We start from the raw sequence: 20410 nt of genomic DNA on the forward strand, positions 1-20410 counted from the left end.
AGAAAGCGCTGGACATCTGCCAGCGCTTTCTTTATTTTATGATTGTTGTGGAACTGTTGTTTTCCTTTCTCCAATCTGCTGTCTCCACATCGCATAATAAAGTCCTTTTTCAGCAATAAGATGATTGTGAGAACCCGTTTCTACAATTTGTCCGCGTTCCAATACATAGATTTTGTCTGCATGCATGATGGTACTCAATCGATGGGCAATCAGAACGGTAATTTGTTCTCTTTCTTCTGAAATACCTTTGATGGTCGTGGTAATTTCTTCTTCAGTGATGCTGTCCAAAGCAGAAGTTGCTTCATCGAATATCAATAAATGAGGTTTTCTTAAAAGCGCTCGTGCAATAGCTATTCTTTGTTTTTCACCACCACTTAATTTCAATCCTCCTTCTCCGATAACGGTTTCAATGCCTTTTTCGGCTCTTTCCAACAAGGCAGTACAGCTCGATTTCTGTAAAGCAATGGCAAGTTCTTGTTCTGTAGCCTTCGGATTCACAAAGAGAAGGTTTTCTTTGATGGTTCCGGCAAACAGCTGAGTATCCTGAGTTACAAAACCAATCTGATTTCTCAGTTCATCAAAATCAAATTCCTTTCCATTAATTTCATTGTAAAAAATATTCCCTTCCTGTGGCCTGTAAAGCCCAACCAATAATTTAACCAATGTACTTTTTCCAGATCCGCTTGGCCCAACAAAAGCAATGGTTTCTCCATTTTTAACATCAAAAGAAATATTATTCAAGGCTTTATACTGAGCCGACTGATGCTTGAAAGAAACATGTTTGAATTCCAGTTCTTCAATAGCGCCAATTTGCTTCGGATGAAGAGGCTTTTCTTCCACATCTTTTTTCATGAGGCGATCAAAATTCTGAAGGGATGCTTCAGCTTCACGATAAGAGATAATGATGTTTCCAATCTCCTGCATAGGCCCAAAAATAAAGAAGCCATAAAACATGAGCGAAAGATATTGCCCCGGAGTTACAATATTTTTAAAAATTAAATATAAAAGCGTCAGGGTAATCATCTGTTGAAGAAAATTAACCATTGTTCCTTGAATAAAGCTTAAAGAACGGATACTTTTTACCTTTCTGAGTTCAAGTCCCAAAATTTTATAAGTATTGTTGTTCAGACGGATAACTTCCTGATTCGTTAAACCTAAACTCTTTACGATCTCAATATTTCTAAGACTTTCCGTTGTACTTCCTGCTAATGCAGTGGTTTCCGAAACAATATTTTTCTGAATGACTTTTATTCTTTTACTCAATAAATTCGTGATAAAAGCAATCAGGAAAATTCCACAGATGTATACAGGCATGATAGACCAATGCAGGCGGATCGCATACACTGAAACGAAGATGATACTGACCAAAATCCCAAAGAAAATATTAATGAAATTGGTAATAAACTTCACAGAATCTTCTCTTACTTTCGTTAAAATAGATAAAGTTTCACCGCTTCTTTGGTCTTCAAACTCCTGATACGGTAACGCCATGGAATGCTTTAGACCATCGGTAAAAATCTTCGCTCCAAACTTTTGAGTAATAACACTCACCACATAATCCTGAAAAGCTTTGGCAATCCTACTTACCATGGCTGTTCCGATAAGCAATCCTAAAAAGTAGAATGCTCCATGGTAAACCGAGGTTCCATAAAGGTATTCATCTATGTTTCTGGGTAAAAGTTTTTCTTTATCGAAGAAATTAGGATGGGTAACCAGCTGATCCAGAATATTTCCTGTAATAGCAGGAGCAAATAAAGAAAAAACCTGGTTAATAGTGGCTAATAGTAAAGAAATAATAATTAGCCATTGATAAGGTTTAAGGTATCTTAAAAGTATTTTCATTCTATTAAATAAGGATACAAAATTAATGATATTATTTTTACTAACGATGTTAATTATTAATGATAATGACCTCTTGTTGAGGAAGATTTAAAAACCAGATCTCCAAAAAATAAGTTACAAAGTACATCAGTAATTATAGAGTAGTATAGTCGTTTTTCAACTAAAACTTACTCCTGGCTTCCTTCTTCCTGCCTCCAGCTTCGAAACCCCTTTTGTATTCGGTTGAAAATAATTAAATTGCAGTCTAAGTTTTTATTATGCTTACAAAAGAACAAATTGCCAAAAGAATTTCAAAAGAACTGAGAGATCGTTATTATGTAAACCTGGGAATCGGAATTCCGACTTTGGTTGCCAACTATGTTCCGGAAGGTATTTCCGTAGAATTCCAAAGTGAAAACGGAGTTCTGGGAATGGGGCCTTTCCCTTTCGAAGGAGAAGAAGATGCAGATGTCATCAATGCAGGAAAGCAAACCATTACTATTTTAGACGGAGGTTCATTCTTCGATTCTGCCTTTAGTTTTGGGATGATCCGTGGTCAGAAAGTGGATCTTACCATCCTTGGAGCCATGGAAGTTTCAGAGAATGGAGATATTGCCAACTGGAAGATTCCTGGAAAAATGGTAAAAGGTATGGGCGGAGCCATGGATTTAGTAGCTTCTGCAGAAAATATTATCGTTGCGATGATGCACGTAAACAAAGCTGGAGAAAGTAAAATTCTTAAAAAATGTACTCTTCCTTTGACTGGAGTAAACTGTGTGAAAAAAGTAGTTACCGAATTAGCCGTACTGGAAGTAACACCAAAAGGCTTCAAACTTCTGGAAAGAGCGCCGGGAGTGTCAGTAGAAGATATCATCAAAGCAACAGAAGCAGACCTTATCATTGAAGGTGAAATTCCTGAAATGCAATTCTAAATACAATTCAAACCTTGCCCACTGCAAGGTTTTTTTATGAATAAATGCTAAAAGTAAGCAGATTTTTAGGTCAAAGAAACTAAAGACAGAAAAGTTGAAACAATCTCTAAATCTTATTTAAAATCATAACAGAAATTGGTAGATATTTTTAGCGTAGAAATCAAAGTCTTGAATTTTTGTTTCAAGACAAAAGAAATTAAAGCATAAAAAAGGTTGTTTCACAAGTGAAGCAACCTTTTTAGTATTTAGAGTTAACCTTTAATCTTATCTATTGGCATCCTGAGCTCCGAAAACCTTTTGTAAAATGTTTGTTGTTCTCATTGCAGGTGTATTTCTGATTCCGCTTTCCTTATCTGCTACCATTTTGAATACTCCATTGATCGTTTCTGTAGTAACATATTCATTAAGGTCAGTGGTTACAGATTGTCCTGTAAAGGTGTTGTATTTTGAAATCAGATTCTTCCAAACAGCATCAGCACCCACTTTCCCTAAAGATGCTTTTACTTTTGGTTGGAAAGCTGTAAATAACTGACTTTGAGTTTTGCTTTGAAGGTAGCTTGTTGCAGCATTATTATTTCCTAACAGGATATTTTTAGCATCTGTAATTGTCATGGAAGTGATGGCATTGGTAAAAATAGGTGCCGCTTCTGTTACAGCATCTTCTGCAGCTCTGTTTAATAATTTTACCCCTTCATCAGCCAGACTGCCTAATCCTACAGAACGTAGTGTAGCATCCACCTTTCTTAATTTTTCAGGCATTAAAATTTTTACTGCTTCATTTTTCAAAAAGCCATCTGTTAATGCCAGTTTCTTTACCCCATCTGTTACTCCAATATTTAATGCTTCTTTTAATCCGGAAGAAATTTGTGTTGAGGTAAGATTTCCTAGATTTACAGGAGATGTATTAGTTGAAACGTTCGTTGTAGTAGGCTTTGTTGTGGTTGTTGCAGCAGTAGTGGAACCTTTGGTTGGCTGTTGAGTATTAAGATCAATTCCTGTTTTATCTTTAACTGTTGATTTTATAATATCAAAAAGTTGTGCCTGTGTAGAGATTGAAAGTAATAATCCTGCAGCAATAAAAATGTTTTTTCTCATTGTATTTTTTTTACAAATTTAGATGTTTAATCTTTTAAATGACGTATGCTTATCAAAAAATAAACCATAATTTTTTTTCGACTTAAAAAAAGAGAGTGAAGTTGGTTTAAGTGTTTGGTTTGTAGTGTTTTTTTATGCTGTAAAAATCTGGTGTATTGATTGAATTATTTCTGAATATGAATAGACTTTCAGAAAATAAATCTACTTTTTTGGGTAAGTGGAAGGAGTTAAATAATCATCTTTTATCGTTAAAATATACAGACTGAACCATTTAAAAGTTTTGAAAAATAAGTATATTAGTATCCACTTAATCTGATTCCATGACCCGTATTTTATTAGCCGTGCTATTAGTAATTTCAAATATTGTTTTTTCTCAAAATACATTGAATTTGATTCCCTATCCTCAAAATGTACAGTTGAGTGAAGGAAGCTTTATAATTCCTGAAGTTTTCAAACTTAGTAATGACTTGCCTAAGAATGAAACCGGATATTTCAAAAAGCGATTAAGTTCTGTATTAAAATTACAGGATTCAAAACAGACTGAGGCACAGCTGGTGTATACACAATTACCCAAAAATACAACTGAAAATAAAGAATTTTATAGCCTTATTATAAACTCTAGGCAGATTAGGATTCAATCATATACCCAGCAGGGATATTTTCTTGCCCTTCAAACTTTGATCCAGTTATTTGATGAGTATAAGAGCGCTGGGAAAATTCCGGCAATGAAAATAGAAGACCAGCCAAAATTTGCGTGGCGTGGAATGCATCTTGATGTTTGTCGTCACTTTTTCACCGTAGATGAGGTGAAACAATACATTGATTATCTGGCGATGTACAAGCTCAATACTTTTCATTGGCATTTAACGGATGATCAAGGCTGGAGAATTGAAATCAAAAAATATCCAAAACTTACTCAGATTGGTTCAAAGCGTAAAGAATCAATGATTGGAGCTTATGTAGATAATACCTTCGATGGTAAACCTTATGGCCCCTATTTTTATACTCAGGAACAGATTAAAGATGTCGTAAAATATGCTCAGGAAAGACATATCACCGTAGTTCCGGAGATTGAAATGCCGGGGCATGCGTTAGCAGCATTATCCGCGTATCCTGAACTTGCTTGTACCAAAGGCCCTTTCGAGTCTGCTACTAAATGGGGTGTTTTTGATGATGTATTCTGTCCCAAAGAGGAGACATTTACATTTTTAGAAAATGTTTTGGATGAAGTTATTCAGTTATTTCCCTCTCAGTATATTCATATCGGAGGAGATGAATGCCCTAAAACACGATGGAAAGAATGTACCCATTGTCAGGAATTAATCAAAAAGAATAATTTAAAGGATGAACATGGCCTGCAAAGCTACTTCATTCAAAGAATTGAAAAATATATCAATAGCAAAGGGCGAAAAATCATAGGCTGGGATGAAATTTTAGAAGGCGGATTGGCTCCTAATGCCGCTGTAATGAGCTGGACGGGAGTAAACGGAGGAATTGAAGCTGCAAAAGCAAAACATTTTGCTGTGATGACACCTGGAGCTTACTGTTATTTTGACCACTATCAAGGAGATCCTCAGACAGAGCCAAACGCTTTTGGGGGATTTACTCCATTGAACAAAGTATATTCTTATAATCCAATTCCCGCTGAATTGAATGCTGAACAGGCAAAATATATTATGGGAGTTCAGGCTAATTTGTGGACGGAATATATTTTGGATTTCAAGCAGGTACAATATATGATCTTTCCAAGACTGATGGCTCTTGCCGAAGTAGGATGGGGAACCTCCGATCCTGAAAATTACAAAAATTTTAAGAACAGAGTCATCAACCATTTCAAAATCCTGGATAGAATGAATATTAATTATGCTAAAAGTATTTACAATATTTCAGGAAAAGTGATTCCTTCAAACAATGGAATTGCCTACGAACTTTCTACCTCACAACATTCGAACGGAATCCGATATACTTTAGATGGAACTGTACCAACCCTACATTCTAAGGTTTATCAAGAACCTGTTTCCATCCCTAATTCATTAATGATTAAATCTGCCTATTTTGAAGATGGACAGCTGAAAAGTGCTGTTTCATCCCAACAATTTACCGTGTCAAAGTCAACAGGAAAGAAAATTACCCTTGAACAGCAACCTAGTGAAAATTATTCATTTGGTGGCGCATTTACTTTGGTAGACGGAATTATTGGAAATGTAAAACAGTTGGGGAAGACATGGCTTGGGTTTCAGGGAAAAGATGTGACGGCAACCATAGATTTCGGACAGAAAACCGCTTTTTCAGAAATCTATTTTAATACATTAGAAAATAAAGGAAGCTGGATTCACCTTGCAAAATCAGCTAAAATTTTTGTTTCAGACGATAATAATACTTTTAAAATCATTAAAGAAATAGGAAAAGAAGACATTCAAAACACTAAAGGAAAAATACGAGTAAACCTGGGAACCCAAAATGCAAGATACCTTAAAGTGATCATCGAAAATGCCGGAATTATTCCAGCCGGAAATCCTGGGGCAGATTCAAGTGCGTGGCTGTTTGTTGATGAAATTGGCGTAAATTAGCCTATTCAATTTTATACAATGGAGAATACCATACTTTCTTCCGAATTTTCATCTTCACCAGATCTGGTTGAAAAACTATATCAATACGGAATCACCAAAAACTATCATGAGGGAGATATTATTTTGGATGAAAATGCCTCTATACGTTCTATTCCTATTGTGATGAAAGGAATGTTGAAGGTCATCCGAACAGAAGAGGATGGGCGTGAAATTCTTCTGTATTATATCAAAGCAGGAGAGAGCTGTATCATGTCTTTTCTGGGAGGAATGCATCATGAGAAAAGTATCGTAAAAGCCGAAATTGAAGAAGATGCTGAGATTCTTTTTCTTCCTGTAGATAAGGTTTCTTTATTCATCAAAGAACATCCGGAATGGCTGGACTATATTTTCAGACTTTATCACAAGCGTTTTGAAGAATTGCTTGATATTATCAATGCGATTGCTTTCAAGAAAGTAGATGAAAGACTCCTGAATCTTCTTCAGAAAAAATCTGATCTTACAGGTTCTGATATCATTACAATTACCCATGAACAGCTTGCTAACGAATTAGGTACTGCCAGAGTAGTTGTATCCAGGCTGCTCAAACAGCTTGAAGAAGATGGAAGACTAAAACTTGGAAGAAACAAGATTACCCTTCTGATCTCTACAAATTAATTCCAATTTCCTTCTTCTTGGTCTTTTCCGCCTATCAGTTAATAATAAAAATTTTATCTTCTTTAGGGTAAAATTCCCTATGTAACAAAAGTAGCTGTAGGTCTTCGCAAACAACCTCATTTTTGCATCATAATATTTGAACAAATGGAGATCATAGGATATATAGCATCTATTTTAATCGGTGTTTCTTTAGGCTTAATCGGTGGTGGCGGAAGTATTCTCACTGTTCCTGTATTGGTGTATCTTTTTGGAATCGATGCTTTACTGGCTACAGAATATTCTCTTTTTATTGTGGGCATCAGCAGTGCTGTGGGCTCTATAACCTATTTTAAAAAAGGATTAGTAGATTTTAAAGTGGCTCTGATATTTGGCATCCCTTCTATCATTTCAATTTTTCTAACCAGGATGTATGTGTTGCCTCTGATTCCGGAGGAGCTGCTCAGCATAAAAGGTTTTACCGTAACCAAAAATATTTTTCTCCTGTTGATTTTTGCTGTTCTGATGATGCTGGCTTCTTATAAAATGATTAAAAGCCAAACCTCGGAAGAGGCAGGTGGAAATGAATTGAACAACAATAAAGCTTTATTGGCTGCCGGCGAAGGAATGATAGTCGGTATTTTAACAGGATTAGTTGGTGCTGGAGGAGGCTTTATGATTATCCCGGCATTGGTGAATCTTTTGAAAGTTCCGGTAAAAACTGCAATAGGAACTTCATTGGTTATTATTTCTTTAAATTCTCTCATCGGTTTTTCTTCATCTATCGACAATGCAAAAATAGAATGGAATTTACTCATTACCATTGCTGTGATTGCTATTGTTGGAATTATCATTGGATCACAAATTTCAAAAAAGATAGATGGTAAAAAATTAAAACCAGCCTTTGGATGGTTTGTTCTGATAATGGGAATTTATATAATCACCAGGGAAATATTTCTCTAAGCTTGTATAATAAGGCAGAAAATATGCTGAAATTTAAGTAACGATAAGCTCTTACAATATATGAAGTATGTTACTTAAAATAAACTAGAGTATTTAAAAACTTTTGTGCCTTTTGTGGTTAAAAAAATAAATACAAGCAATGGTTACACTCAAAATTCTGTTATGTAACAAAAGTAGCTGTAGGAGAAAACAGGAAACAGGAAATTTGTCTGAGAAAACAAAATCAAAAATAAAGAAGATGAAAATAGAACAGATATATACAGGATGTTTAGCACAAGGTGCTTATTATATTACTTCAGCCGGAGAAGCTGTAATTATCGATCCTTTACGCGAAACCCAACCTTATGTGGAAAGATTAGAAAAAGATGGAGTACAATTAAAATATATTTTTGAAACTCATTTCCACGCTGATTTTGTGAGCGGACATATTGATTTAAGCAAGAAGACCAACGCTCCCATCGTTTATGGGCCTACTGCAAAACCAGAGTTTGATGCTGTCATTGCAGAAGATGAGCAGGTATTTAAAATAGGAGATGTTAAAATTAAGGTTCTTCATACGCCAGGGCATACATTGGAAAGTTCCTGTTATCTATTGATTGACGAACAGGGGAATGAGCACGCTCTTTTCAGTGGAGATACATTGTTTCTCGGAGATGTAGGTCGTCCGGACCTTGCTCAAAAAGCAGCAGATATGACGCAGGAAGACCTGGCAGGATTGCTTTATGATAGTTTATACAATAAAATTTTGCCTTTAAATGACAATATTACAGTTTATCCTGCTCATGGTGCAGGTTCAGCATGCGGCAAGAATATGCAGAAGGAAACCATTGATACATTAGGGAACCAAAAGAAAACGAATTATGCTCTTAATCAGAACGGAAAAGAAAGCTTTATTCAAGCAGTAACAAATGGACTTTTACCTCCGCCAGCTTATTTCGGAATGAATGTGATGATGAATAAAAAAGGATATCATAGCTTTGAGGAAATATTGTCAAAAGGATTACAAGCTCTTACTCCCAGACAGTTTGAAGAAATAGCCGAAGCTTCCGGAGCCTTGATGCTGGATGTGAGAAATAATAGTGAGTTTGCCAAAGAATTTATTCCTCAATCTATCAATATAGGGCTGGATGGTGATTTTGCACCATGGGTGGGCGCATTGATTGCAGATGTTAATCAACCTATTCTGTTGGTGACAAAACCAGGAGATGAAGAAGAAGCAGTAACCCGTTTAAGCCGGGTAGGATTCGATCATATTTTGGGCTTTTTACAAGGTGGTTTTGAAGAATGGAAGAACAGTGGAAATGAAACTGATTCTGTAAACCGTATTTCTGCCGGACAATTTGAGAAAGAAATCGAAGGTAGAGTAGTGAAAATTATTGATGTAAGAAAAGAAAGTGAATATGCTGCCGAACACGTGAATGAAGCCTACAGTAAACCTTTGGCGTATATTAATGAATGGATGGAAGAGATCTGGCCGGAAGAACATTTTTATCTGCATTGTGCAGGAGGATATAGAAGTATGATGGCAGCCAGTATTCTTCAGGCAAGAGGATATAGAAATTTTACGGAAATAGAAGGTGGTTTTAATGCCATTGCTTCTACAGATATCCCTAAAAGTGAATTTGTTTGTCAAACTAAAATTTTAAAATAAAAGAATAAAAATATGTTGGAGATGATAAAAGAGCCGTGGCCATGGTATGTAGCGGGGCCTTTGATTGGATTAACCGTTCCTGCCTTGTTGATCATGGGAAATAAATCTTTTGGGATAAGTTCCTCACTGAGACATGTATGTGCTGCCTGTATACCGGCTAATGTCAGCTTTTTTAAATATGACTGGAAAAAGGAAGCCTGGAACTTATTTTTTGTATTAGGTATTTTCTTTGGCGGAATGATCACTGCCAATTTTCTTCTTAATCCATCTGAAATTGTAGTTAATCCTGATTTAAAAATGGAATTGGCAGGCTACGGAATTACAGATTATACCCATCTTGTTCCGGCTCAGCTGATGAATTTTGAAAGCCTTTTGACCTTAAGAGGGTTTATCATGATGGTTGTAGGTGGATTTCTGGTAGGTTTTGGAACCCGATATGCAGGCGGTTGTACCAGTGGTCATGCTATTATGGGGCTTTCCAATTTGCAATGGCCTTCTTTGGTCGCTACTATTTGCTTTATGATCGGTGGATTTTTGATGGCAAATTTTATTCTGCCGATGATCCTTGCCCTGTAAGTTTAATTTTTAAGAATCAAATCAATGATAAAAGAACAAGAACAAAATATTCGTTATCAGGCATCGGTTGGTGTGAACGAAAGTAGAGTAGAACACAAATGGTATCATCATTTGAAATATCTGGCAGCAGGAATTATATTTGGGATCATTTTCGTAAAAGCTGAGGTCATCAGTTGGTTCAGAATTCAGGAAATGTTTCGTCTGCAATCGTTTCACATGTATGGAATTATCGGAAGTGCTGTTTTGGTGGGAATGATTTCCGTTTGGCTGATTAAAAAATTTAATATCAAAACAATCTACGGAGAACCCATAACGCTGGCTCCAAAGCAATTCAATAAAGGTCAGATTTATGGAGGACTGATTTTCGGTTTTGGCTGGGCAATTACCGGAGCTTGTCCGGGGCCGCTTTTTGCTCAGATCGGGACAGGAGCGTTGGCAGTATCCGTAACCCTTTTAAGTGCTGTTGCCGGAACCTGGGTATATGGCTATTTTAGAGATAAGTTGCCTCATTAAGGTAAATGAATATAACAATAAAGACTTCTGATTCTATTTCAGCAGTCTTTATTCAGTATAAAATTATGAAAATATGAAGTCTTTTGCACCCAGAGCCATATAAAGATTGATGCGCTCCATTCTGTTCTGAAGTTCCAGATTGATGAGGTTCATCTCATTTTTAAGAAGATCCCGCTGCTTACGGATCAGAACGAAACTATTATTAGTTCCCACTTTGATTTGTTTTTGAGTGAGATTAATATTGTTTTTCAGCTCGTTGATTGCTTTACCGTTGAAATCCATTTGTTTTTCAATAGAATTCAGGTTGGCTAATGAAGATTCCACTTCATTCAAAGCATTTAGAACCGCTTTTGAATATTCCTCAACCACTTGTTTTTGTTGTGAGTTTTTAATTTCCACATTCTTTTTCAGCTTTCCATTATTGAAGAGAGGAGAAACCAATCCACCGCCAACTCTAAGCAATGGGTTTGAAAATAAAGAGTTGATGGCTTCCACATTACTTCCTGCTGTTCCTAAAGAAGTATTTATAGTAAGAGAAGGAAGCCTTGCTGCTTTGGCCTGCTGTACTTCGTAAAAAGATTTTTCTATCTGAAAATGATAAGCCTGAATATCAGATCTGCTCTCTAAAAGCTCTAATGGAAAAGAAGAAGGAATCTTATTTTCTATAGGATTAAAAAAGTTTTGAGTCTCCAATTTTCCTTCAGGATATTTTCCGGTCAGAAGTTCAAGAGACCTTCTGGACTGGGTATTGGCATTCCTGATCTTTTCAAGATATCCTTCCAAAGAAATGATTTCAGCAGAGATATTTGATAGATCCAAAGCATTAGCTGTTCCAACCTTTTTCTGAACCGCGTATAATTTCTCCAGTTCTTTTGTCTTCTGAATATAGCTTGTAATCATATCCTCCTGAATATTTCCGGTAATATTAAGGTAATAAGCTTTTGCAATCATAGCCGCTATAGACTGATGCAACAAGATATTTTGTTGTTTAGCAGAATAATAATCACTGGTACTGGCCATTTGTGCTGATTTATTTTTACCCCATAAATCAATTTCCCAATTGGCTTTCAATCCAATTCGGCGGATTTGGCTTTCACTTACCAGATTATTGGATGTATTGGCAACCGCACTTACACTTGGATAAAGATTAGTCCCTGCAATTTCCATCGCCAGTTCAATCTGATTGAGTTTTTCTTTAGCAATGATAATATCGGCATTATATAACATTCCTTCCTGAATGAGTGCATTCAGTTGAGGTGTTTTAAGATCTTTAATCCATTCATAAGAAAGAGCCCTTGCATCGGCATTTCTATCAAAAATCCATTCATCAGGAATCATAATATGAGAGGCTACTTCACTTTTTTCCTTTAACTCAGCTATGTTTTCTTTGGTAGGTTCCTTGTAGCCTATGCATGAGCTCAGACTTAAAACAAGGATTCCTGCCGTAATGAATCTTTTATACATATTAATGAAGTTTAGGAATAACGAAGTTGATTTTACTGTTGATTCTTACCATTACCTTTCGGATAAGATGTAAAGGTTTGATATGATCCGAATAAACTACAGCCGTTCCTCTAGCTCCCACGGTCAATTGTTTCTGGCTGTCTTCCAGTATAAATTTAGCAATCAGCTTCCCATCTGTTTCCGGTAATTGTCTGGCTGTATCGGGAAGTCCTGCTGTAGATCCGTTTCCACCCAGCATTCCGCCTGCATTATTCATGATTCCTTGGCTGGTTGCATCAATCACATATTCAAGTTTGGCTTTAACGACTTTTCCCGGTTCTGTTTTAAGAGCAAGTTCTACTTCATCTCCGTTTTTTACTGCTTCAAGCTCATTTTGAGCAAAGAACCCAATGACAGACTGTTGTTTCTGGATCAGGACAAAAGCAGATTTAAAAGGAGCCATGATTGCCCCTTCATTAAGCTGAACATTGGGAATAATACCATCTGTAGGAGCTAAAACAACCGTTTGGGACAAGTTCCATTTTGCCTGATCCAATTTTGCCTGAATTTCAGAGACCGATGAGTTTTCTCCATTATAAGAAGCATTCGATTTGGTTTCCAAAGATTGTTGCTGGGCTTGAGCCGCACTGATTCGCGACTGAAGATCATTTACATTGGTTATGGCCTGTTCCAGATCAAATCTGTTGGCAGCACCTGCCTCCACAAGCTCTTTATATTGAGAAACCCTTTTATTAGCCAGATCCAATTGCGATTGCAATCCTGCAATATTTTTTTGAGAAGCAGATATATCCGTATTGTAAGAGCTCACAGTGGCTTTCATATTGCTAAGTCTCGCTTCCAATGATTTAATTTCCTGTAGATAAGGTTCTCTGTCTAATACGAATAAAGTATCACCTTTCTTCACTTCCTGATTGGTCTTTACATATACTTTTTTTACCTTTCCTAGCACCTGAGTGGTAATATCAACACTTCTGTTCCCGACTTTCACATCAGAAGTAATGGGGCAATAGTAATTAAGGCTTAATATTAAAGCGATAGATCCAAAAATAGGAAGAGAGTACACCACAACCTGAGTGGTAAATGTCCACGGAATTAATTTTAATTTTTTGATAAGCAGCCAGCAGATTCCGGCATATATAGCGATGAGTAATTCTAGCATGTTGGTTAATTTTCAATTGTGTTAAGTTCTTCTTCTTCCTGTTCCTGTTCTTTAGGCGTATCAGAATTATTTTTAGATTGATTTTGATTGCCGTAATCATAATTCGCCCAGATTAAGGCAACAGGCCATAAAAGGCCTCCAAACACAAGAGAAAGGAGGCACATACTCTTTATGGCGTTGAGCTGAGGATGATTCTTCTTTTCAGCTACTTTCTCCGGATAAATGTGAACTTTCCAGAAAAGGTAGATCCCGGCCAAAGGTAAAACAAGTAAAATGACCCAGGATGCAACATCAGCTATATGGTCTTCTATTCCTGTAGATGCCTGAACAAAATTGCATGAAAGTAACAGGCAGAGAAGTATGGATATTCTTTGCATAATATATTGGTATAAGGTATAATTAAAGGTATAACAATAGGCAACCGGACTGTAAATGCCAGTCAGTTAGCTTACATCTTCATGAAGGATGGAGATGATTTAATGTGATACGTTTTTGTGAATAATATTTTTTCTCATTTTTGCTTTTAATGATTTGTGTAACAGTATTTTGATGAAGCAAAAATAGATCGAATAAAGTGAGAAAAAGTATTCCTAAGTTATTTTTTTCTTTCGTTCCTTTTTTTATGAACCCTTGCGGTCATCCTTGAAAGGGAGTTGGGAGTAATGCCCAGAAAATTGGCAATGTACTTTCTGTTAGCGTTTTGAGAGGTGAAAGGACGGCTCTCCAGAAACTCTTCATATCGTGAATGTGGAGAAGTAGAGCAAAGCTGTTCCGTGCGCACTTTTAGGGTGTTAATGATCTGTTTTAAAGATTTTAGATAAGCATTGTAAATTCCCCGGTGCTGAAATGCAGCTTCTTCAAATTCAGCTTTGTTAAATAAAAAGATCTGAGATTCTATAACGGCTTCAATCGTATATTTTCTTTCACTTTCTCCCGAAAATGATTCCGGGCTTTCCATAATGGCAGCTTCTTTTTCAGAAGGTAGAAAAAGATTGGTTTCAACACCATTTTCATCATCAAAGAAAAATCTCAATAATCCGTTGGAAAGAATAAATAATTGATTAAAAGACTGTCCAGGTTCTGCCAGCGTTTCTTTTTTTCTAAGAAGTCTGGGGGTACTGAGACGTATCAAAACATTAATCTCTTCATCAGATAAATCCTGGAAGAAAACAATATTCTTAAAAGTCTTAAATAAGTCCATTACAGCAGTAAAGATAATTAAAAATTAGATATAGATATTCGTTGCAACATCATAAGGATTTCAGAGAAGTTTTTTTTAGATTTGTTAATACTATAATTTTGATATACAATGAACAATAACCGAAGAAGTTTTATCAAAAAACTGGGAATCGCTACAGCAGCACTGGCTGTAAATCCTTTGGATCTGATGGCTAAAGAATTGCCTGAAAATAATACAGTTACCAACCAGCCTATCGTTCTTTCTACCTGGAATTTCGGGATCAAAGCCAATGAAGAAGCCTGGACAATCCTTGAAAAAGGAGGAAAAGCACTGGATGCTGTTGAAAAAGGAGTTCGACTGGTAGAATTGGATCCCAAAGAGAGGAGTGTTGGTTATGGCGGACGTCCAGATAGAGATGGCAGGGTAACATTGGATGCCTGTATCATGGATGATAATTACAATATTGGTTCAGTTGCTTGTCTTGAACATATCAAAAACCCGATTTCCGTAGCCAGAGCTGTGATGGAAAAAACACCTCACGTCATGCTGGTAGGAGATGGAGCTCTACAATTTGCCCTTTCCCAAGGCTTTAAAAAAGAAAATCTTCTTACCGAAGAATCTGAAAAAGAATGGAAAGAATGGCTGAAAACAAGCCAGTATAAACCCATTGCCAATATTGAAAATCACGACACCATAGGGATGATCGCCCTTGATACTGCAGGAAATCTTTCCGGAGCGTGTACCACCAGCGGAATGGCTTTCAAAATGCATGGAAGAGTAGGGGATTCTCCTATTATCGGAGCTGGCTTATTTGTAGATAATGAAGTGGGAGCGGCAACCGCAACCGGACATGGTGAAGAAGTAATAAGAACAGTAGGTACACATCTTGTGGTAGAACTAATGAGACAAGGAAGAAGCCCACAACAAGCATGTAAAGAAGCTGTAGACAGAATTGTAAAGATCAATCAGAGAAGAAATAAAAACCTTAAAGATATTCAGGTGGGCTTTATTGCCATCAATAAAAAAGGAGAATACGGAGCTTACTGTATTCAGGACGGATTTAACTTTGCCGTATACGATCAGAAAGGAAACCGCCTTGAAAAACCTGAATTTGCAGTGAAATAATATTGTGCAGGAGCACACAAAAACAGCTGTTTTTACCAAGAATGCACAAATTATTTTATTCGTGCATTCGTGGCTGTTATAAGCCGTATTCTTGCGCCTTAATTCTCATATAGAAAGGAAAATTGCGTCTTTGTGCCATCCAGCCCATAAGCAGAAATAAAGAACTGAATAAAGAAAGTCTTTATCCAAAATAGAGATCAAAATAAAATATGAAAAGAACGATTATCGCTTCCTTATTTTTAATCATAGCATGTAAGGAAGAAAAGAAGGAGAACACAACCATAACACAACCTGAAGCTGAACAGGTAAAAGAAAAAGTGGTTTTGAATAATGAATCCAATGAATCTGAAACCGCTCAGAAATGGCTGGAGAAAAGCATTGTAGATTATTTTAAAGCAGATCTTGTCAAGCAGGACAAAAATATGCAGAAAATGACTACTAAAGACTATTACGACTATAAAACAGATGCCACGAATGTAGATCTTGATGTAGATGGAAGTCTTACTGAACAGGAATTCAAAGATAAATGGAAGGGTAAATTTGATACAAGTAAAGCTGGAATTGGCATTGGGTTTCTTATTCCCGCACAGGATTGGATCAATATTGAAGTTGGAAGCTGCGAATTAAAATCCGCTTCCAAAGATGAATATACCTTCAATGTGGTATTGAGAGATGATGGCTTTAAAGCTAAATACCCGTCCGTGGTTAAAGTAATAAAAGAAAACGGATCTTTTCTGATTGCAGATGTATTGCAAGAAGAACCAAAATAACATTAAGCATACAAAATAAAAATGTCAAAAATAGAAATAGCATGCTTCAATCCTGAATCAGCAATAATTGCTTTTGAAAATGGAGCCGACAGAATAGAATTATGTGCAGGATTAAGTGAAGGAGGAACCACTCCTGATTTTGAAACTACCAAAAAATTAAGAGAGAAAATCAACATTCCAATCTTCGTAATGATCCGTCCGAGAGGTGGAAATTTTACTTATTCTGATGCTGAATTTGAGCAAATGAAATCAGACTTGACCACATTAAAATCATTGAATGTTGATGGTTTTGTATTTGGTATTCTGGATGAAAATGATGAGGTGAATAAAGAACATAATAAAACTTTGGTAGAACTGGCTTCACCGCTTCCATGCACATTCCATCGTGCTTTCGACAGGGCAAAAGGACTGGAAGAATCTCTGGAGAAAGTAATTGAATGTGGCTTTACAACGATTCTTACATCAGGTCAGAAACCTAATGTATCTGAAGGAAAAGAAAACCTGAAAAAATTAGTTGCTCTTTCCAATGGAAGAATTGAAATTCTTGTGGGTGGAGGGCTTCGTTCCTCAAATATTGAAGGAATCAGAGAAGCTACAAAAGCAGGCTATTTCCATTCTTCAGCCATTACTGATGGTGGTGCTTTTGCCAATCCTGATGAGGTAGTTGCTTTAAAGAATAAATAGTCATTATATCTTTCATTTGTCATTCTGAGCGTAGTGAAAAATCTCAAAGCATTATAGAGATTCCTCGTAATGACAAAACTACTATTAGTTTTTAATGATATAATGTAAATGATTTTCATTTATTGATGTTAAACTTTTACATATTAATCTTTAATTTAAACGCAAAGTTTTATTTAATATACTGTTATATTTTAAGGAAGCAAAGTAATGCGGCGAAGCCGCTGAATAAGCTGAAAGATACCATTCGCTTCATCAGGATCGATTTTTAATCGATTCTTTCTTAGCTCCCTTAAAAATAAGGCGTACTTAAAATAAAAACTTTGCGTTAAAAAAACAAACATACAAATGACTGAAAACGAATTATCTTACAAAATAATAGGAGCTGCTATAGAGGTTCATAAAAACTTAGGCGTGGGACTATTAGAAAATGCGTATGAAACAGCTTTGGCTTACGAGTTGAGAACTTTAGGTTTTAATGTAAAACAGCAAGTTGCGTTGCCATTACAATACAAAGAAATCTCAATAGAAAACGCATATAAAATTGATCTAATTGTAGAAGATAAAGTGATTGTTGAAGTTAAATCTGTACTGGAATTACATCCTATTTTTAATGCTCAGATATTGACTTATTTAAAACAAACTCAGATAAAACTTGGGCTTCTTATTAATTTTAATAGTGAACTCATTAAATATGGGATTCACAGAATTGTAAACAAAATTATTGATGCATAAAACTCTACTTTTTGCCTTTATTCTCATTCAGAATGTTCTTTTTGCTCAGTATTCAGAGAGAAGTCTCTCTTCTGAAAGCTGGAAGTTCAAAAATTCAAAAGATAAAAACTGGCTTCCCGCCAAGATCCCGGGAACGGTGCATCTGGATCTGATGGCGAACAAACTTATTCCTGATCCTTTCAAGGATGAAAATGAGAAAAAAGTTCAATGGGTCGAAAATGAGGATTGGGATTATCAAACCTATTTTGAGATTTCATCCAAAGAATTTAATTTTACTAATATCGATCTTGTTTTTAATGGATTGGATACGTTTTCAGAAATCTATCTGAACGGAAAACTGTTGAAGAAAACAGATAATATGTTCAGGAAATGGGAGATTCCTGTAAAAGAATATTTGAAACAGGGAACCAATCTGTTACAGGTAAAATTTAAATCAGCAGTAAGTACAGGAAAAGAACTTGCAAAAAAAGTTCCATTTACTTTGCCTGAATCCCCCAGAAGCCTGGTAAGAAAAGCGCAATATCAGTTTGGCTGGGATTGGGGGCCGAGATTGGTAACTGCGGGAGTATGGAAAGATGTTCAACTGCAGTTTTGGAATCATGCAAAAATCAATATCGTTAAAGATCATCAGAATATGTCTCCTGAAGCATTTAATGATTTCAGATTTGAAATAGAAATTTATGCAGATAAAGAAGGGGTGTATACGCTGGGTATCAATAAGATGATTAAAGAAATCCGCCTGAAAAAAGGGATTAACACAATGATGATTCCCTATGACATGGGTGGAATGAAACTTTGGAATCCTAATGGCAGAGGGGAGGCTAATCTCCATAATTTTGAAATTAAACTTTCAAAAAATCATAAAAGTATTGATACCAAGAATATCAGGATCGGGTTAAGAACAGTGGATTTTGTTCAGGAGAAAGATGAAAAGGGAAAATCTTTTTATTTTAAAGTCAATGGGCATCCTTTATATATTAAAGGAACAAATTGGATACCTGCGGATAGTTTCTCGCCTAGAACAACAAAAGAAAAATATCAGGAATTGATTAAGGCGGTTAAAGATGCCAATATGAACATGATCCGTGTTTGGGGCGGTGGAATTTATGAAGATGAAGAATTCTACAAAGCCTGTGATGAGAACGGAATTTTGGTATGGCAAGACTTTATGTTTGCAGGAAGTTTTTATCCGGCAGACAGCGAATTTCTGGACAATGTAAAAGAAGAAGTAAAAGATCAGGTCAACAGACTTCAGAACCATCCATCCATCGTGTTGTGGTGCGGAAATAATGAAATTGATGAAGCCATTGTCAATTGGGGATATCAGAAGCAGTTTAAATATTCAAAAGAAGATTCATTACAGGTCTGGAAAAATTATAGAAAACTGTTTCATGAAGTTATTCCCAATACATTAAGGGAAAACCTGACACCGAATAAAAATATATATTGGCCAAGTTCGCCGTTAATAGGATGGGGGCATAAGGAAAGTCTTACAGAAGGAGATTCTCATTATTGGGGCGTTTGGTGGGGAGAGCAGCCTTTTGAAATCTATAATGAAAAAGTAGGCCGCTTTATATCTGAATATGGTTTTCAGGGAATGCCCACTTTGAAAACTACACAATCAATGTTTTCGGGGGCTCCGGATCTGAATCTTAAAAACGCGACCATTAAAGCTCATGAAAAGCATTCAAGAGGTTGGGAAATCATCAATAAATATATGGAACGGGACTATAAGATCCCAACAGATTTTGTAAAATACAATTATGTTTCTCAACTGTTGCAGGCGAGAGGAATGCAGATTGCGATAGAAGCACACCGCCGTGCAAAACCTTATAATATGGGGACTTTATATTGGCAGCTTAATGACTGTTGGCCGGTGGTTTCATGGGCATCTATTGATTATTTAGGAAATTGGAAAGCATTTCACTATCAGGCAAAAAGAAGTTATGAATCTGTATTGCCATCAGTTATAGAAACAGAAAATACTTATGATATCTACTTTATTAATGATCTTATTAAAGAGTATGAAGGAGAGTCAGGAGCCAGGTTATTTGATTTCGAGGGTAAACTTCTGTGGGGAATAGATGCTCTTGACAAATTGCCAGCCAACTCTAGTGAGAAACATTTTGATATTTCGAAAAGTCAATTTTCAGGATTTGATCTGTCAAAAGCAGTACTTAAGGTTTATTTCAATAACGATTCAGTAAAAAATGAAAAGTTGTTTTTCTTTAAGAGTCCAAAAGATTTAAAACTTTCAAAACCTAATATCATTATTAAAAAAATATCTCCAACAGAAATTGAAGTCTCAACAGATGTTCTGGCAAAAGACGTATATCTTATCGGTGATGCTCATTTCAGTGATAACTTCTTTGATCTGTTGCCGGGAACTTCAAAGAAAATTACCCTTTCTAGATCTTTGGAGAAAGTTGAGGTGATGAGCTTGTTTGATACTTTTTGAAAAACAGTTTTTTGAATTACCATAAATTGGTAAATTAGGAGTATTAAAGTTACCAATTTTTGATAAATTTGATATGAAATTTAAAAT

At 36.0% G+C, this 20410-nt stretch carries 18 protein-coding genes; 12 read left to right on the forward strand and 6 right to left on the reverse strand.

Annotation, left to right across the window (positions count from 1 at the left end; translation table 11 throughout):
- Positions 1-36 precede the first annotated feature (36 nt).
- Positions 37-1842, reverse strand: coding sequence for an ABC transporter ATP-binding protein (locus GTR01_RS05210; protein ID WP_160136805.1), 1806 nt, complete (start codon positions 1840-1842; stop codon positions 37-39).
- 257 nt (positions 1843-2099) lie between these two features.
- Here GTR01_RS05210 and GTR01_RS05215 point away from each other — a divergent pair, with 257 nt between their 5' ends.
- Entirely contained in the window at positions 2100-2753 is a 654-nt protein-coding gene (locus GTR01_RS05215) for a CoA transferase subunit B (RefSeq protein ID WP_115970983.1), read from the forward strand.
- A 264-nt stretch (positions 2754-3017) separates the two neighbouring features.
- On the opposite strand, the gene GTR01_RS05220 is transcribed toward GTR01_RS05215, so the two are convergent.
- Positions 3018-3848, reverse strand: a complete 831-nt coding sequence (locus GTR01_RS05220) for a DUF4197 domain-containing protein (protein ID WP_185155094.1) — start codon at positions 3846-3848, stop codon at positions 3018-3020.
- A 320-nt stretch (positions 3849-4168) separates the two neighbouring features.
- On the opposite strand from GTR01_RS05220, the gene GTR01_RS05225 reads away from it, so the two are divergent.
- The 6 genes from GTR01_RS05225 to GTR01_RS05250 all read left to right on the forward strand — a co-directional run bounded on the left by GTR01_RS05225 (position 4169) and on the right by GTR01_RS05250 (position 10751).
- Entirely contained in the window at positions 4169-6418 is a 2250-nt protein-coding gene (locus tag GTR01_RS05225) for a family 20 glycosylhydrolase (protein ID WP_160136806.1), read from the forward strand.
- Between the two features lie 18 nt (positions 6419-6436).
- Positions 6437-7072 carry a Crp/Fnr family transcriptional regulator gene (locus GTR01_RS05230; RefSeq protein WP_160136807.1) on the forward strand — a complete coding sequence of 212 codons (636 nt, stop codon included), beginning with the start codon at positions 6437-6439 and terminating at the stop codon, positions 7070-7072.
- A 144-nt stretch (positions 7073-7216) separates the two neighbouring features.
- Positions 7217-8011, forward strand: coding sequence for a sulfite exporter TauE/SafE family protein (locus GTR01_RS05235; RefSeq protein ID WP_160136808.1), 795 nt, complete (start codon positions 7217-7219; stop codon positions 8009-8011).
- Positions 8012-8249: 238 nt separating this feature from the next.
- Positions 8250-9662 carry an MBL fold metallo-hydrolase gene (locus GTR01_RS05240; protein WP_160136809.1) on the forward strand — a complete coding sequence of 471 codons (1413 nt, stop codon included), beginning with the start codon at positions 8250-8252 and terminating at the stop codon, positions 9660-9662.
- Between the two features lie 12 nt (positions 9663-9674).
- A complete protein-coding gene (locus tag GTR01_RS05245) occupies positions 9675-10238 on the forward strand; it encodes a YeeE/YedE family protein (protein ID WP_160136810.1) in 564 nt (187 codons plus the stop codon).
- Between the two features lie 24 nt (positions 10239-10262).
- Positions 10263-10751, forward strand: coding sequence for a DUF6691 family protein (locus tag GTR01_RS05250; protein ID WP_160136811.1), 489 nt, complete (start codon positions 10263-10265; stop codon positions 10749-10751).
- Positions 10752-10814: 63 nt separating this feature from the next.
- Here GTR01_RS05250 and GTR01_RS05255 read toward each other — a convergent pair whose 3' ends face one another.
- The 4 genes from GTR01_RS05255 to GTR01_RS05270 all read right to left on the reverse strand — a co-directional run bounded on the left by GTR01_RS05255 (position 10815) and on the right by GTR01_RS05270 (position 14575).
- Positions 10815-12215, reverse strand: a complete 1401-nt coding sequence (locus GTR01_RS05255; RefSeq protein WP_160136812.1) for an efflux transporter outer membrane subunit — start codon at positions 12213-12215, stop codon at positions 10815-10817.
- 1 nt (position 12216) lies between these two features.
- The gene (locus GTR01_RS05260) at positions 12217-13374 is read right to left on the reverse strand and encodes an HlyD family secretion protein (protein WP_160136813.1); all 1158 of its coding nucleotides are present in this window, start codon (positions 13372-13374) and stop codon (positions 12217-12219) included.
- A gap of 5 nt (positions 13375-13379) precedes the next feature.
- Positions 13380-13751, reverse strand: coding sequence for a DUF3302 domain-containing protein (locus GTR01_RS05265; protein ID WP_160136814.1), 372 nt, complete (start codon positions 13749-13751; stop codon positions 13380-13382).
- A gap of 218 nt (positions 13752-13969) precedes the next feature.
- Entirely contained in the window at positions 13970-14575 is a 606-nt protein-coding gene (locus GTR01_RS05270) for a Crp/Fnr family transcriptional regulator (protein ID WP_160136815.1), read from the reverse strand.
- A gap of 108 nt (positions 14576-14683) precedes the next feature.
- On the opposite strand from GTR01_RS05270, the gene GTR01_RS05275 reads away from it, so the two are divergent.
- From GTR01_RS05275 to GTR01_RS05295, 5 genes are all read left to right on the forward strand, one after another.
- Entirely contained in the window at positions 14684-15679 is a 996-nt protein-coding gene (locus GTR01_RS05275) for an isoaspartyl peptidase/L-asparaginase family protein (protein WP_160136816.1), read from the forward strand.
- A gap of 209 nt (positions 15680-15888) precedes the next feature.
- The gene (locus GTR01_RS05280; RefSeq protein ID WP_160136817.1) at positions 15889-16449 is read left to right on the forward strand and encodes a hypothetical protein; all 561 of its coding nucleotides are present in this window, start codon (positions 15889-15891) and stop codon (positions 16447-16449) included.
- A 21-nt stretch (positions 16450-16470) separates the two neighbouring features.
- On the forward strand, positions 16471-17133 hold the full coding sequence (locus GTR01_RS05285) for a copper homeostasis protein CutC (RefSeq protein ID WP_160136818.1): 663 nt from the start codon (positions 16471-16473) through the stop codon (positions 17131-17133).
- Positions 17134-17478: 345 nt separating this feature from the next.
- Positions 17479-17865, forward strand: a complete 387-nt coding sequence (locus GTR01_RS05290) for a GxxExxY protein (protein ID WP_160136819.1) — start codon at positions 17479-17481, stop codon at positions 17863-17865.
- The gene (locus GTR01_RS05295; protein WP_160136820.1) at positions 17858-20323 is read left to right on the forward strand and encodes a beta-mannosidase; all 2466 of its coding nucleotides are present in this window, start codon (positions 17858-17860) and stop codon (positions 20321-20323) included. Before GTR01_RS05290 ends, GTR01_RS05295 begins: the two co-directional genes overlap by 8 nt.
- Positions 20324-20410: the final 87 nt, after the last annotated feature.

The sequence above is a fragment of the Chryseobacterium sp. c4a genome, from assembly GCF_009900745.1.
Taxonomy (GTDB): Bacteria; Bacteroidota; Bacteroidia; order Flavobacteriales; family Weeksellaceae; genus Chryseobacterium.